Raw genomic sequence first — 14,749 nt, forward strand, 5'->3', positions numbered from 1 at the left:
AACGGGGGCGTAATATAGCAAAAGAGCGGCCGCTGCGCAGTAGCTGTTGTACCGGCCGCTCTTTTGTATCGCGAAAAGCAATCAGAGCAGGTCGCGGATGGGGGTGACCAGACTCTCTGGCTTGGTGGTGGGAGCAAAGCGGTCAACCACCTTGCCATCACGGTCGATCAGGAACTTGGTGAAGTTCCACTTGACGTTTTCGAGCCCCAGCAGCCCCGGTTTCTCTTTCTTGAGCCATTGATAGAGGGGGTGGGCCTGTTCACCGTTGACATCGCACTTGGCCATGATGGGGAAGCTGACCGGATAATCGAGAGAGCAGAAGCGAGCGATCTCGTCCGCATCCCCCGGCTCCTGATTGCCGAACTGGTTGCAGGGGAAGCCCAGGATCACCAACCCCTCTGGCCCCAGCTCGCGATAGAGGGCTTCCAGCCCCTCGTATTGAGGAGTAAAGCCACATCGGCTAGCCACATTGACCACCAGTACCACCTTGCCCGCCAGTTGAGTCAGCGGGTAGGGGCTTCCATCCAGTTGTTGCAAAATAAGGTCGGGCAGAGGCATAAGCAGATCCTTCTCGTGGTTATCCGTGGGGTGTCAGGTCGGTTGTGGCGATGAGCGCCGGCCTAACGACATGATGGTGATGTGGCTACGGTATCGGTTGGCTCTTTTAACGGCAAGGTGAGAGCAAGGATCCGTCCCCTTGATTGCAAGGGCCATCACAGTTTCGACAGCCAATACGCTCCATGGCAGCGCGGGATCACAACTGGCGACAAAAATGCGGGGCGGCGGTCAGCAACTCGCGTATTGATGTTGGGACTTCTCAAGAGAAGCAAACCGGTTTGTGACTTTGCCGGTAAGTCGCTACAAAGCGCCCTCTTTCTACTCATTGTGAGCCAATCTTGGACTATCAAGCTGCCATGGATGCCATTTACACCCGGGGATGGGTGATAGTGGATGATTTTTTGACCGCCACCGAGGTGGATGCCCTCAAAGCCTGTTTGCCAAGCGAATGGCAACCGGCCGGGATCGGCCGTGACGCCCTGCACCAGGGCAATCCCGACATTCGCCGTGACCAGATCCACTGGCTGGAGCCCTCCCTCGGTGCGCCGGTGGCTGACTACCTCGCCCGGATGGAGTCCCTGCGTCTTGCCGCCAACCGGATGCTGATGCTGGGATTGTTCGACTACGAGGCCCACTTCGCCCGCTATCGCAGCGGGGATTTTTACGCCACCCATCGGGATGCCTTTGCCGGTCGCTCCAACCGCCGTCTTACCACCGTGTTTTACCTCAACAACGACTGGCTGCCCGAAGCGGGTGGAGTGCTGCGCATGTATGACGACAAGGAGCAGTTTCTGATGGATGTCAGCCCCAAGGGGGGGCGGCTGGTCATGTTTCTCTCCGAGGAGTTTCCCCACGAGGTACTGCCTGCCAATCGCGAGCGCTACAGTATTGCCGGCTGGTTTCGGGTCAATGGCAACGGCATGGGAAGGGTCGATCCCCCGCGCTGAGGGGCAATGTGTCCCGATTTTGACACAGGGGAGACTTTTCACTGCAAGAAGTGGGGTCATGGGTCTCCCATCAGCTGACAAGGGTTGATCTCCCTTGCTACACTGGCGCGCACTTATGTTCGTATCTGGCTTCGTCCGGTTTTTATGGTGGTTGGCTTATCAAATGGTCATGACGAGGCCGCTTTTCCCAAGGGATCACATCTAATGAAGAACATGCATGTCTTGCTGCTGTGCGGCGGCGGTGGCTCAGAGCACGAAGTTTCTCTGCGCAGCGCCAATTTCCTCGAGCAACAACTGGGCCTTCTGCCCGGTGTCGAAGTGACCCGCGTCGAGATGTTCGCCGATCGCTGGCTAAGTGCCGATGGCCGCGAGTGCAAGCTGGGGCTCGACAAGCTGCTTTCGTTCGACAGCGTGGCCCGTCCGGTGGATTACGTGGTGCCCTGCATCCACGGCTACCCGGGTGAGACCGGCGATCTGCAATCCTTCCTCGAACTGGCCGGATTGCCTTATCTCGGTTGTGATGCCGAGGCGAGCAAGATCTGCTTCAACAAGATCAGCACCAAGCTGTGGCTCTCCGCCATCGGCATTCCCAACACCCCGTACCTGTTCCTGACCGAGCAAAATGAGGCGGCGCTCGCCGAGGCCAAAGCCGCGCTGGCCAAGTGGGGCAAGGTCTTTATCAAGGCGGCCTCCCAGGGCTCTTCCGTTGGCTGCTACTCCGCCAGCAACGAAGCGGATCTGGTAAAAGGCATTGCCGATGCCTTCGGTTACTCCGAACAGGTACTGATCGAGAAAGCGGTCAAGCCGCGCGAGCTGGAAGTGGCGGTTTACCAGTATGGTGACGAGCTGGTGGCGACGTATCCGGGCGAGATCTGCGTGCCGCAGGACAAGTTCTATACCTATGAAGAGAAGTACAGCAGCGCCAGCCATACCGAGACTGCACTGCGTGCCGAGGGGCTGACCCAGGCGCAGGCCGATGCGATCCACGAGTATGCCCTCAAGGCGTTCCGTCAGCTGAAACTGACTCATCTCTCGCGCATCGACTTCTTCCTGACCGAGGAGGGGGAGATCCTGCTGAATGAAATCAATACCTTCCCGGGCATGACCTCCATCTCCATGTTCCCGAAACTGCTGGAGCATCATGGTCACCGCTTCGCCGACTACCTTGAGCAGATCCTGCGCAAGGCCAGCTAAGTGCGCTCTCCCGCTCGCGGGATGAAGCAGGGCCCAATAAAAATCCCCGCCAATCGGCGGGGATTTTTTTATGTCTTTATCAAGCGGGGCAGGCCAGCTTGAAGGGATAAACAGGCGGGGATGACTCTTCCCCGCCTGTTGCTACCTGTGGGTGTTACCGGCGGTTAGCCGCGAGCCACCCGAAAGCGCACGCTGCGGGAGTGGCACGGCGCCAGCTCGCCAAACTCGCCAGCGGCCAGTTCAAGGGGCAGGGGCTGTTCGTCCATCCGCACCGCTTGCCAGTCGCTCAGGGCGTGTTCGCAGCTCACTTTGCCACCCTTCAGCACAGCCTGCTCGCTCGGGTTGTAGACCCGGATCACCAGCGCCTCTTCATCCTCGGCTTTCTTCAGGGCACTCAGCACCGGACCGGAGGGATCCATGGAGAGCAGACTGAAGTGGAGCGGGGTGGTGAAGCTCGCCTTGTTGAGCTTCATGGCATCGAACGGGATCTTGTTGTAGCAGCGCACCGGGGTGAGGTAGCGGCGCGCCGCCTGCATCACGTTGGCGCTGATGTGATCGCCGGCAAACGCCAGTAGGCTGAAACGGCAGCTGAGTTTGCCACGCACCTGGGAGTCCGGGGTGGGCAGCTTGATGCCGGAGGGGCGACCCGGGCGCAGCAGCAGCTCCTCTTTACCGAGTACGCCGACCCCGCGCAGCAGGGTGAGTGCCAGGGTGTCGCACTGCTCACCGATCACTTCAAACTCGCGCAGACCATCGCTCAGTACCGCCAGCCCCTGCTTGCCATCTTGCAGGGCGACGAAGTTCATCAGCTGCCAGACCGGAATGGGGGCCTCTTTCCACCCTTCTGCCTCCCAGTTCGCCATGGCGCGGTCGCGAGTGGGGCGGGTGATGCAGCCAAACTGGTTGTCAGAGACCACGGTGTCGCTCGGGAAGGGGGTGGGGATCAGCACCCGCACCCTGTGGTCATCAGCCTGATTGTCGAGCTCCAGCTCGATATCGATACGCGGGCTCTGATGTGCAAGCGTGATGCGGCAGGTGACATCGAGGTGGCCGCTGCACTGGCGGTTGGCCCGCTCGGCGAGGTTGGCCGGCAAGGCCATACGCAGTTTGAGCGTAGCGATGCTCTGCCACGCCTGATGGGTAACCTCGCGAGTCACCGCAAACTCGGTGGAGTAGCGCAGCCATTCGTCCCGCGATGGTGAGTAGTCATACTCGTCGCCATCATCCGAGCCCTCTTCCAGCGTGAGCACCTGATCAAAGGTGATGCCGCGCAGTTTATCCAGGATCTGCAAAGTGCCGTTGTCATTGAGGGCGATGCGGTAAAAATCGTTCTCCAGCAGCTTGCCGCTGGCCGTCACCGGCTGCTCCAGTCCCAGCTGGTTACCCTCGATATGCAGAGTGCAGTAGCCCATGGCCGGCAGGGGATGGCAGAGCTGGATGTCGTACTCCATAAAGGGGTCGTAGTTGCCGTAGTGCACGATCTGTCTGTCTACCAAACCAGGATCAATCTCGCGTCTGGCGCGGATGAAGTAGGGGACCGGCTGGCCCGCTTCATCGCGCAGGGCAAAGGATTGGGCGCGAATGCGGATGCTGGTGTTGATCACCTCCTGACGGGGGAAGGGCATCAGATTGAACAGGCAGAGCTTGTCGGCCACCTGTACCCCGTCTTTACAGAGCGCCACCGGCATGTTGTCGACAATCTTGCGCATGTAGAAGCGGATCAGGTTCTCGGCCATGTCGTCGGCCAGAATGAAGCGGGTCATCACCTCCTGATGCACCTTGTCGCTGCAGCAGCAGCCGATGCTGTCATGGGCGTGGTTCTTCATGATCTCCTTCCACATCTTCTCGAGCAGCCCTTGGTGGTACTCGAAGCCGAGCGCCCAAGCGATGCTCGCCAGCGGCTCGAGGATGTTGACGATCTTGTTCTCGATGGCGGCGTGGGCCAGTTTGATGTCCATCCGGGTGGAGGAGATGGTGCGGTGCACCCGCATGTATTTGCCGTCGTTGAACTCCCCCTTGAGGGTGGCCAGTTGGTCTCGGCACGCCTCGATGCGCTCGAAAACCTGCTCGAAGCGGCTCATGTGGAATTCACGCTGGGGGTAGATCTCCCGCAGCTTGTCGATGATGGCGAAGATGTTCTGTTGCAGCGGCATCTGGTCGTGGCCGTTGGGCAGCAGGATATCCTTGGTCACCGAGGCCTTCTCCAGCACCTCGAAGTATGATTCGAGCCGCTTGCGCAGCCCCGCTTCATCTTCTGGCAGGTACTTGCCGATGGCGTAGCCGAGCGGCAGCACCTGGGCGGTCACCTCGCTGCCATCGTTGCTCTGCCAGAGGAACTCGGTCTTGTCGGTGCCGTGGCGCTCGGAGCAGCCGCGCCAGAACATGGCCCGATCGATCCCGAAGCCGTTGAAGATGTGGGGCAGTTGGGAGGACATGCCGAACGAGTCGGGCAGGTAACCGATCTTCATCGGCTCGCCAAGGCTAAGGCAGTCGCGCATCCCGTAGAGCAGGTTGCGCAGGATGGACTCGCCGCTCACCTGCATGGTGTCGGTCTGGGTGTACCAGGGGCCGATGATGAGCTTGCCCGCTTCCACCAGCGCCTTCACCCGGGCTTTGTTCTCGGGCTGGATGGCGAAGTAATCCTCCAGCACCGCAGTCTGGCCGTCCAGCACATAGAACTTGTAGTCGGGGTCGGATTCAAGACGCGCCAGGATCTCAGCCATGTTGTTGACCAGCAGGATGCGGGACTCCTCGGTGGTGAAGTACCACTCCCGATCCCAGTGCATGTGCGGCGTGATGTGAACTCGTGAAACAGTCATGACAATGATCCTTTGTTGACGCACGGCGGCCCTTGCCTGCCGTGCGGAAAAATAGTCTGTTGAAAAAGTGGTGGTGAAGATGAGCCTTACTCTGCGGCAACCACCTGATAAGTGCCGCGCTGCATGGCGTGACGGCGCCAGCCGATCAGCACCAGAGTGGAGATAAGGGTGCCCACCAGCGCCGCCCCGAGCCAGACGGCGGCAGCCATCAAGGCGCCGTGGCCGCCATCGTGGAGCAGGAACAGGGAGAAGATGCCGGCCCCCGGGGTGGAGAGACCAATTCCCATGGCACCCACCATGGCGCCGGTGACCACCGATCCTGCGAGGAAGGAGCCGATCACCCGGATCGGATCTTCGATGGCCATCGGAATGGCGCCCTCTGTGATCCCCGCCAGCCCCAGCAGCCAGGTCGATTTGCCGGTCTCGATCTCGAAGGTCTGGAACAGGCGTGGCGCCAGCAGGGTGGAGAAGGTGACGGTAAAGGCCGAGACCATCTTGACCGCGCCGAAGATGGCGTAAGGGCCGTAGACCCCGTTGGCCATGGCGCCGAGGCAGAAGGCGTATGCCGCCTTGTTGACCGGGCCACCCAAGTCAAACGAGCACATAAAGCCGAGCAGGGCACCCAGCACCAGCGCATTGGTGCCGGAGAGGCCGTTGAGCCACTCGGTGAGGCTGTTGTTGAGCCAGGCCACCGGCTGGCCGATGACAAACAGCATCAGGCTGCCCGCCACCAGAGTGCCGATCACCGGATAGAGGTAAAAGGTGAGAAAGCCGTTGAAGTTGGGGCTAAGGCGCACATGCTGCTTGACCCAGCGCATCAGGTAACCGGCGATAAGACCACCGACCACGCCGCCGAGAAAACCGGAGCCAATCATGTTGGCGGCCAGTCCCGCCGCAAAGCCCGGGCCCAGCGCCGGTTTGTCCGCCAGCGAATAGGCGGTATAGGCCGCCAGCACCGGCACCATCAGGGTGCCCAGCATGCCACCGCCCAGCTTGCGGTACATCCAGAGCCAGGAGTTCTCGGTATCAAACAGATGTTGCAGGCCGAAGATCTGGGCCAGCAGCACAGAGACGGCAAGCACGGTACCGCCTGCCACGATGAGCGGTACGGCAAAGGAGATGCCGCTCAGCAGCGCCTGTTTGAGCTCGGTCTTGAGGCTCACCTTCTTGCCAGTCGGCGCGTCGCTCTGGCTGGGGTTTGGCGTCGGGGCGGTGCGACCGGCCTTGGCCGCTTCCAGCGCCTCATTCAGGATCCGCTCGGCATGGCGGATGGGCTCGGCCACCGGCGTCTCGATCCGGGGGATGCCAGCAAAACGTTCCTGCTCCTTGATGGCCACCTCGGCGGCGAAGATGCAGGCCACCGCAGCATCGAGCGCCTCTTGCGGCAGGCGATCCTCGATGCCGTTGGCACCCTGCTTCTCGACCAGCACCCGAATACCCAGCTTGCGCCCCGCCTTTTCCAGATACTCGGCAGCCATATAGGTGTGGGCGATCCCCGCCGGACAGGCAGTGACACAGACCACAGTGGGTTTATTTGTATTTAAGTTGTCTTCTTTTTCTGGTTTCTTGCCACTATCCCCCTCACCATCGAGCAGTGCCATCAGTTGCTCGGCACTCTGGGCCGCCAGCACCGCCTCGCGGGTATCGTCATCCACCAGGGCTGTGGTGAGGGTGGTGAGCAGCTGCATATGGGTCGAGCCCGCCTGATCGGTCGGGATCGCCAGCATGAAGATCAGGTTGACCGGCTCGGGGCCGTCGATCCCCTCCCAGCCCAGCTCCTCGCTCAGGGTAGCGACGGCAAAGGCTGCTTCACGCACCGCATCGCACTTGCCGTGGGGTACCGCCAGCCCTTCGCCAAGGGCGGTGGGGCCCTGTGCCTCGCGGGCCATGACCGCAGCCAGAAAGGCAGCCTTGTCGTGCAGCTTGCCGGCCTGATCGAGCCGATCAGCCAGGGCATGAATGGCCGCATCCCGATCGGCAAACCGGGTTTGCAACGTGATGAGATGGGGGCCGGTAAGACTGGTCAGATTCATGATGATCCTCTGTCAGGTTGGCTTGCCAGCAAGCCGTCATGGTGAAAGTGACAGCGATGCTAACAAACCGGCCGACTGATTTTTGTGAGTGGTATCATACAATTCATTATTTGTATTGTTTTTGTATTGTTTGTTTAAGGTGATTTGTTAGGTCAAATGAGGCCGAGCCGTTTTGTCTGCCGGGCAACTGGGGTAGAATGGCGCCTCTTCCATTTATCATGGCGCAGAGCCGACGAGGTGGCCTTTCGTGTCGAAAAAACCCATGTATCGCCAGATAGCCGACACCATCCAGCAGTGGATTGCGCAAGGGGAGCTGGCCCCCGGCGATGCCCTGCCCACCGAAGCCGAGCTGCGCGAGCAGTTCGGGGTGAGCCGGGTGACGGTGCGCCAGGCCCTCAAGCAGCTGACCGAACTCAACGTCATCGAGAGCATTCAGGGCAGCGGCAGCTATGTGCGGCAGGAGAAGGTGAACTACGACATCTATCAGCTCACCAGCCTCTATGAGAAGGTGACTGATCCGGCGGCCGAGACCCACAGCGACATTCTCGCTTTCGAGGTGATCAAGGCAAGCAGCGAGCTGGCCGAGCGACTTAATCTGCTGGAAGGGGCGCTGGTCTACTACGTCAAGCGGGTGCGTTTTATTCGCCAGATCGCGGTAACGCTGGAGGAGACCTGGATGCCGCTCGCCCTCTTCCCTGACCTCAGCTATGCGGTGATGCAGGGCTCCAAGTACCACTACATCGAAGAGGTGAAGCAGCTGGTGATTGACCGCAGCGAGCAGGAGATAATTCCGGTGCTCCCCTCGGCGCAGGTGGTGGAGGCGCTCGGTATCGATCCTGCCAAGCCCATTATCGAGAAGGTCTCCCGTGGCTTCTTGCAAGATGGCACTGTGTTCGAGTTCAGTCGCAACTTCTTCAAGAGCGATGATTACAAGTTCACCCTGGTCGCCCGCCGCGCCAAGGGGTGAGCAGGCGCAAGCACCCGAGATTAAAAAGGCCACGACCCTGTATGCGGTGGTGGCCTTTGTTTTTGGCTGATTGCCAGGCTGAATAGCAGATTGGCTGGTGGTTTGATGCAGCCGATCTACTGTGCAGAGTCTTTGATAACTTCCTCGACCCGCACCTGCAGGCTACCTTGCGCCAGGGTGGTGAGGAGCTGGTCGCCACTGTTGACCTGATCGGCGCGGCTGATGACTTCGCCACGTGCAGTGCGGGTGATGGAGTAGCCGCGACCCAGAGTGGCAAGCGGGCTCACCCCGTCGAGGCGGGCGGTGAGCATGGCGAGGCGGTGACTGGCAAGGTCTTGCCGCTTGGCAATCAGGGCATGAAGCCGCTCCTCGGCCAGCTGATGGCGGCGCTTGCCAGCGGCCAAGAGGCGCTCCGGGCTCTTGCCCTGCAGGCGCAGCTCAAGGTTGGTGAGGCGCCGCTCACCCTGATGCAGCCGCTGGCGCAATAGCTGCTGCAAACGGGTGGAGAGCTCGTCGAGGCGCTGGGACTGCTGCTCCAGCCGCCGCTTCGGATCCTGATGGTCGAGCCGCTTTTGCAGCAGGATGAAATCGTGGCGGGCGGCGGTCTGCTGGCGACTCATCGCCTGCAGCAGTCGCTGCTTGAGGTGGGCGAGGCGCTGGATGCGGGCCTGATTGTCCGGCGCCACCAGCTCGGCGGCAGCCGATGGGGTTGGGGCGCGCAAGTCGGCGGCAAAGTCGCTGATGGTGACATCCACCTCGTGGCCCACCGCGCTTACCACAGGTATGGCTGAGTGGGCAATGGCACGCGCCACCGCCTCTTCGTTAAAGCACCAGAGATCTTCAAGCGACCCGCCGCCGCGTCCGACGATCAGTACATCCACCTCGGCGCGCTGGTTCGCTTTGGCGATCGCCGCGACGATCTGGCTGATGGCGGCGCTGCCTTGTACCTGAGTCGGGTAGATAAAGACCGGTAGATCCGGCGCACGCCGTTTAAGCACTGTCAGCATATCGTGCAAAGCCGCGCCGGTGGCGGAGGTGATAAGGCCCACCGCCCGCGGTTCGCTGGGCAGCGGCCGCTTGCGGCTTTCGTCAAACAGCCCCTCGGCACCGAGGCGGCGCTTGAGCTCTTCAAAACGCAGGGCCAATACGCCGTCACCCGCCGGCTGCATTGACTCGATGATCAGCTGGTAGTCGCCGCGCGGCTCATAGAGGGAGACCCGCGCCTGCACCAGCACCTGCATGCCATCCTGCGGGCGGAAGGCCACCCGCCGATTGTTGCCCTTGAACATGGCGCAGCGCACTTGCGCCGACATGTCCTTGAGGGAGAAGTACCAGTGGCCGGAGCTTGGCATCGCCAGATTGGAGAGCTCGCCGGTCAGCCACACCAGCCCCAGATCCTGCTCCAGGATCATGCGCACGGCGCTGTTGAGGCGGGTGACGGTAAAGACCTGCTGCTCGCGGCCGTTCGCCGTACTGGATGGAGTAAATCGGTTCAATGGCGTACCTGTGGTCTGCTCCGGCGGGGCCGGGATAAAACGATGGCCGCTATCTTAACCCGAAACAGGGGGAGGGCGTTAAGCAGGAGGCGTCAGCAGCAGAAAAGCAAGATTGGAAACGCTGCCGTTTATCCGGGCAGGCAGTATGGCTCCCGATAAAAGCCCTCGCGCTTGCCCGCATCTGGCCGCGTTGCAGCTTGCCTCGATGCCGTTGATATCTCAGGTGCTGCTGATGTTCACGGCGCCACCATCTTGACCAGCGTTCACTCGCCCCCTGTTTGGAGTAGCTTATGAATCCCTCAACCCACTTAAGTTTGACGACCCGTTTGCTGCACTGGTCGGTTGCCTTGCTGATGATTGGCCTGACCCTTGTAGGTTATCTGATGGTGAAATTTGAAATATGGGATCTCTATGCCCTGCATAAATCTCTGGGGATGATTGCACTGATCTTGATCCTGCCCCGCGCCATTCTCCGCCTTGTTAAAGGGTGGCCTGAGCCTGTGCGTCAATATCCTGTGTACGAGGCATTGGCAGCTAGGGCGATCCACTGGGGTTTGCTGATTTCAACGCTGCTTATTCCGGTGTCCGGTCTCTGTTATTCCGCAGCTGCTGGCCGAGGTGTCGCGATATTTGGCTGGTCTATTATCCCGATGAATCCAGATATCCATGATCCTGCCAATGTGATTCCATTCAGTGAATCCGTTCGGGATATTGCTCACACAGTCCATATATATTTGCCATATGTCATGCTGGCATTTTTGCTGGTGCACATTGTCGGAGCGTTGAAACATCATCTGCTGGATAAAGATAATACCTTGCTGCGGATGGTGGGGCGAAAATAATAAAGAGAGGCAACCCTTGTAGTGCCAGAAAATATATATTGTCAGCGGGTGAAATTTATTATCCAGACCGAGCAAGGGACATTGAGAAGAGAATGATACCGGTGTGAGTGGTCACCGCGAGGGCAAGAGAGAATACAAGGACACAAAACAAGGGGAGGGGGGTCAGAGGCCACTTGCCCCTGAGCCCTTGTCGATCATCCCGTTGCATGGGGGTTGCGCTGCGTCGGCACCTACCGGTTTTGCATAAATCACCGGCTAGCCAACTCTTTTGCCCCGAAATGGCGCTTTTCGTACTGATAATCTTGGTTTTTTGGCGTTTTGGCCGCCTAAAAGAGGGCTATGCCATAAAAAATTCAAAAAACTTCTTTACCAGTGACCAATGCGTGAGTAAACTTCGTCGGCAATATTTTACACCCCCACTTCCTCAACGGTGAGATATTGCCATGCTCAGGATTGCCAAAGAAGCGTTAACCTTCGACGATGTACTGTTGGTTCCCGCCCACTCCGAAGTTCTTCCCAATACTGCCGATCTGCGTACCAAGCTGACCTCCGCCATCAGCTTGAACATCCCGATGATCTCCGCTGCCATGGACACAGTGACCGAAGCCCGTCTGGCTATCGCACTGGCCCAGGAAGGCGGTATCGGCTTTATCCACAAGAACATGTCCATCGAGCAGCAGGCTGCCGAAGTGCGCAAGGTCAAGAAGTACGAGAGCGGCGTGGTCACCGACCCCGTTACCGTGCGCCCTGACATGACCATCGCCCAAATCAAGGAGCTGAGCCACAAGAACGGCTTCGCCGGTTACCCCGTGGTGACTGACGGCAATCAGCTGGTCGGTATCATCACCGGCCGTGACGTGCGCTTCGTGATTGACCTCTCCCAGACCGTTGAACAGATCATGACCCAGAAAGATCGTCTGGTCACCGTGCGTGAAGGGGCCCCTCGCGAAGAGGTGGTTGCCTTGATGCAAAAGCACCGTATCGAAAAAGTGCTGGTGGTGAACGCCGACTTCAAACTCAAGGGCATGATCACCGTTAAAGATTTCCAGAAAGCCGAGCGCAAGCCGCACGCCTGTAAAGATGACAAGGGTCGTCTGCGGGTCGGTGCTGCCGTTGGTGCCGGTGCCGGTAACGAGGAGCGCGTCGCCGCGCTGGTGGAAGCCGGTGTTGACGTGCTGCTGATTGACTCCTCCCACGGCCACTCTCAGGGTGTGCTGGATCGCATCAAAGCTACCCGCGACGCCTATCCTGATCTGCAGATCATCGGTGGCAACGTCGCGACCGCCGCGGGCGCCAAGGCGCTGGTTGCTGCCGGCGTCAACGCCGTCAAGGTCGGTATCGGCCCGGGCTCCATCTGTACTACCCGCATCGTAACCGGCGTGGGCGTGCCCCAGATCACCGCCATCTCCGACGCCGTTGACGCGCTGGAAGGCACCGGTATTCCGGTGATTGCCGATGGCGGTATCCGCTTCTCCGGCGACATCGCCAAGGCCATTGCCGCGGGCGCCAGCTGCGTCATGGTGGGCTCCATGTTCGCCGGTACTGAAGAAGCGCCGGGCGAGATCGAGCTCTATCAGGGTCGCTCCTTCAAATCCTACCGTGGTATGGGCTCTCTGGGCGCCATGTCCAAAGGCTCCAGCGACCGCTACTTCCAGACTGACAACGCCGCCGACAAGCTGGTACCGGAAGGTATCGAAGGTCGCGTGCCGTATAAAGGTCGCCTCAAAGAGATCATCCACCAGCAGATGGGCGGCCTGCGCTCCTCCATGGGCCTGACCGGCAGCGCCACCATCGACGACATGCGCACCAAAGCTGAATTCGTGCGCATCTCCGGCGCCGGGATGAAAGAGTCCCACGTCCACGATGTGACCATTACCAAAGAAGCCCCCAACTATCGGATGGGCTGATAAAACGGGGCCCTGCGCCCCGTTTTTCCACCATTTTTTTATCCCGTGCCCTTTGTGACAACATCAGCCTGATGCAGGAATAAAATGACTAAAGACATTCACCAGCACCGTATCCTTATCCTCGACTTCGGTTCCCAGTACACCCAGCTGATCGCCCGCCGTGTGCGCGAAATCGGCGTCTACTGCGAACTGTGGGCCTGGGACGTAACCGAAGAGCAGATCCGCGAATTCAATCCGAGCGGCATCATCCTCTCCGGCGGCCCCGAGTCCGTCACCGAAGCGGGCAGCCCGCGCGCCCCCGAGTATGTGTTCAACGCCGGTGTCCCTGTGTTCGGTATCTGCTACGGCATGCAGACCATGGCCGAGCAGCTGGGCGGCAAGGTGCAATCCTCTACCGAGCGTGAGTTCGGTTACGCCAAGGTGGAAGTGCTGGGCGAAGCTGGCAAGAGCAGCGCCCTCTTGCGCAATATCGAAGATGCCATCGCCGACAACGGCAATGCCCTGCTGGATGTCTGGATGAGCCACGGTGACAAGGTCACCACCATTCCGGCCGACTTCACCACCATCGCCCAGACCCCGACCTGCCCCCACGCGGCCATGGCGTGTGAGGCCAAGCGCTTCTACGGCGTGCAGTTCCACCCGGAAGTGACCCACACCCGTCAGGGTGCCCGCATGCTGGAGCACTTCGTCAAAGACATCTGCGGCTGCGAATGCCTCTGGACCCCGGCCACCATCATCGACGACGCCGTTGCCCGCATCCGCGAGCAGGTAGGTGACGATGAAGTGATCCTCGGTCTCTCCGGCGGTGTCGACTCCTCCGTGGTTGCCATGCTGGTGCACCGCGCCATCGGCGATCGCCTGACCTGCGTCTTCGTGGACAACGGTCTGCTGCGTCTGAACGAAGGCGAGCAGGTGATGGAGATGTTTGGTGACCACTTTGGTCTGAACATCATCAAGGTTGAAGCCGAACAGCGCTTCCTCTCTGCCCTGGCCGGTGTTGACGAGCCGGAAGCCAAGCGCAAGATCATCGGCCGCGTCTTCGTCGAAGTGTTTGATGATGAAGCGAAAAAGCTGAAAAACGCCAAGTGGCTGGCGCAAGGCACCATCTATCCGGACGTTATCGAATCTGCTGCCAGCAAGACCGGCAAGGCCCACGTCATCAAGTCTCACCACAACGTCGGCGGCCTGCCGGAAGAGATGAAGATGGGTCTGGTCGAGCCGCTGCGCGAGCTGTTCAAAGACGAAGTGCGCCGCGTTGGCCTCGAGCTGGGTCTGCCCTACGACATGCTCTACCGTCACCCGTTCCCGGGCCCGGGTCTGGGCGTGCGCGTCCTTGGCGAAGTGAAGAAAGAGTACTGCGATATTCTGCGCCGCGCCGATGCGGTCTTTATCGAAGAGCTGCGTAAAGCCGACCTCTACAACCAGGTCAGCCAGGCGTTCGCAGTGTTCCTGCCGGTGCGCTCCGTTGGCGTCATGGGCGATGGTCGCAAATATGACTGGGTCATTGCCCTGCGCGCCGTCGAAACCATCGACTTTATGACCGCCCACTGGGCCCATCTGCCGTACGACTTCCTCGGTCACGTATCGAATCGCATCATCAACGAGATCAACGGTATCTCCCGCGTGGTGTACGACGTTTCCGGCAAGCCGCCCGCAACTATCGAATGGGAATAAGCGGCGCTAGCCCTTCTACCCTTCGAGCATAAAAATGCAAAAAAGACGCCCTTGAGGCGTCTTTTCTTTTCTCAATCGTTTGCGCCACATATCTTCTTTTTTCGAGCAGCTTTTTCGCCACCTTGCCCCTGTCATATGTGACAGGGGCATTTTTGCCATCTCGCACTAGGCTCTCTCATGCCAATTGAGCCCGCTGTCAACAGCGGCTTGTGGCTGGGGGGAGGGCTGATCCAGTTGCAGATAGCTGCGCAAACGGGCTCATCGTCATCGCGCCAATCGGCAGTGACGACCCCCGGTGGAGACCGGAAACCA

10 protein-coding genes are annotated in these 14,749 nt (G+C 59.9%); 6 read left to right on the plus strand and 4 right to left on the minus strand.

Annotated features, from left to right (window positions below):
• Positions 1-81 precede the first annotated feature (81 nt).
• Complete coding sequence (locus G5182_RS00440; protein WP_040066373.1) at positions 82-558, minus strand: glutathione peroxidase; 477 nt, start codon at positions 556-558, stop codon at positions 82-84.
• A gap of 338 nt (positions 559-896) precedes the next feature.
• Between G5182_RS00440 and G5182_RS00445 the strand changes: the two genes are divergently transcribed.
• The gene (locus G5182_RS00445) at positions 897-1,505 is read left to right on the plus strand and encodes a 2OG-Fe(II) oxygenase (protein ID WP_040066372.1); all 609 of its coding nucleotides are present in this window, start codon (positions 897-899) and stop codon (positions 1,503-1,505) included.
• A 204-nt stretch (positions 1,506-1,709) separates the two neighbouring features.
• On the plus strand, positions 1,710-2,699 hold the full coding sequence (locus G5182_RS00450; RefSeq protein WP_058057457.1) for a D-alanine--D-alanine ligase: 990 nt from the start codon (positions 1,710-1,712) through the stop codon (positions 2,697-2,699).
• Positions 2,700-2,863: 164 nt separating this feature from the next.
• On the opposite strand, the gene mngB is transcribed toward G5182_RS00450, so the two are convergent.
• Both mngB and mngA read right to left on the minus strand, forming a co-directional pair.
• The gene (gene mngB, locus G5182_RS00455) at positions 2,864-5,518 is read right to left on the minus strand and encodes a mannosylglycerate hydrolase (RefSeq protein ID WP_421254064.1); all 2,655 of its coding nucleotides are present in this window, start codon (positions 5,516-5,518) and stop codon (positions 2,864-2,866) included.
• Between the two features lie 86 nt (positions 5,519-5,604).
• On the minus strand, positions 5,605-7,551 hold the full coding sequence (gene mngA, locus G5182_RS00460) for a PTS 2-O-a-mannosyl-D-glycerate transporter subunit IIABC (protein ID WP_421254065.1): 1,947 nt from the start codon (positions 7,549-7,551) through the stop codon (positions 5,605-5,607).
• 247 nt (positions 7,552-7,798) lie between these two features.
• Here mngA and G5182_RS00465 point away from each other — a divergent pair, with 247 nt between their 5' ends.
• The gene (locus tag G5182_RS00465; RefSeq protein WP_005337027.1) at positions 7,799-8,518 is read left to right on the plus strand and encodes a GntR family transcriptional regulator; all 720 of its coding nucleotides are present in this window, start codon (positions 7,799-7,801) and stop codon (positions 8,516-8,518) included.
• Between the two features lie 116 nt (positions 8,519-8,634).
• Here the strand turns inward: G5182_RS00465 and xseA are convergent, their stop codons facing one another.
• The gene (gene xseA / locus G5182_RS00470; RefSeq protein WP_421254066.1) at positions 8,635-10,014 is read right to left on the minus strand and encodes an exodeoxyribonuclease VII large subunit; all 1,380 of its coding nucleotides are present in this window, start codon (positions 10,012-10,014) and stop codon (positions 8,635-8,637) included.
• A 290-nt stretch (positions 10,015-10,304) separates the two neighbouring features.
• Here xseA and G5182_RS00475 point away from each other — a divergent pair, with 290 nt between their 5' ends.
• The 3 genes from G5182_RS00475 to guaA all read left to right on the plus strand — a co-directional run bounded on the left by G5182_RS00475 (position 10,305) and on the right by guaA (position 14,437).
• Positions 10,305-10,856 carry a cytochrome b gene (locus G5182_RS00475; protein WP_421254067.1) on the plus strand — a complete coding sequence of 184 codons (552 nt, stop codon included), beginning with the start codon at positions 10,305-10,307 and terminating at the stop codon, positions 10,854-10,856.
• 443 nt (positions 10,857-11,299) lie between these two features.
• Positions 11,300-12,763 (plus strand): IMP dehydrogenase, encoded by a 1,464-nt coding sequence (gene guaB / locus G5182_RS00480; protein WP_317102131.1) that lies wholly within the window; start codon positions 11,300-11,302, stop codon positions 12,761-12,763.
• A gap of 84 nt (positions 12,764-12,847) precedes the next feature.
• On the plus strand, positions 12,848-14,437 hold the full coding sequence (guaA, locus tag G5182_RS00485; protein ID WP_421254068.1) for a glutamine-hydrolyzing GMP synthase: 1,590 nt from the start codon (positions 12,848-12,850) through the stop codon (positions 14,435-14,437).
• The last annotated feature ends 312 nt before the right edge of the window (positions 14,438-14,749 follow it).

The sequence above is a fragment of the Aeromonas sp. 600948 genome, from assembly GCF_049174875.1.
GTDB classification, from domain to species: Bacteria; Pseudomonadota; Gammaproteobacteria; order Enterobacterales; family Aeromonadaceae; genus Aeromonas; species Aeromonas veronii_A.

Coding starts and splice junctions, on each gene's coding strand:
- mngA (WP_421254065.1), bottom strand. CDS start 7,551: ATGAATCTGACCAGTCTTACCGGCCCCCATCTCATCACGTTGCAAACC.
- mngB (WP_421254064.1), bottom strand. CDS start 5,518: ATGACTGTTTCACGAGTTCACATCACGCCGCACATGCACTGGGATCGG.
- guaA (WP_421254068.1), top strand. CDS start 12,848: ATGACTAAAGACATTCACCAGCACCGTATCCTTATCCTCGACTTCGGT.
- G5182_RS00440 (WP_040066373.1), bottom strand. CDS start 558: ATGCCTCTGCCCGACCTTATTTTGCAACAACTGGATGGAAGCCCCTAC.
- guaB (WP_317102131.1), top strand. CDS start 11,300: ATGCTCAGGATTGCCAAAGAAGCGTTAACCTTCGACGATGTACTGTTG.
- G5182_RS00475 (WP_421254067.1), top strand. CDS start 10,305: ATGAATCCCTCAACCCACTTAAGTTTGACGACCCGTTTGCTGCACTGG.
- G5182_RS00450 (WP_058057457.1), top strand. CDS start 1,710: ATGAAGAACATGCATGTCTTGCTGCTGTGCGGCGGCGGTGGCTCAGAG.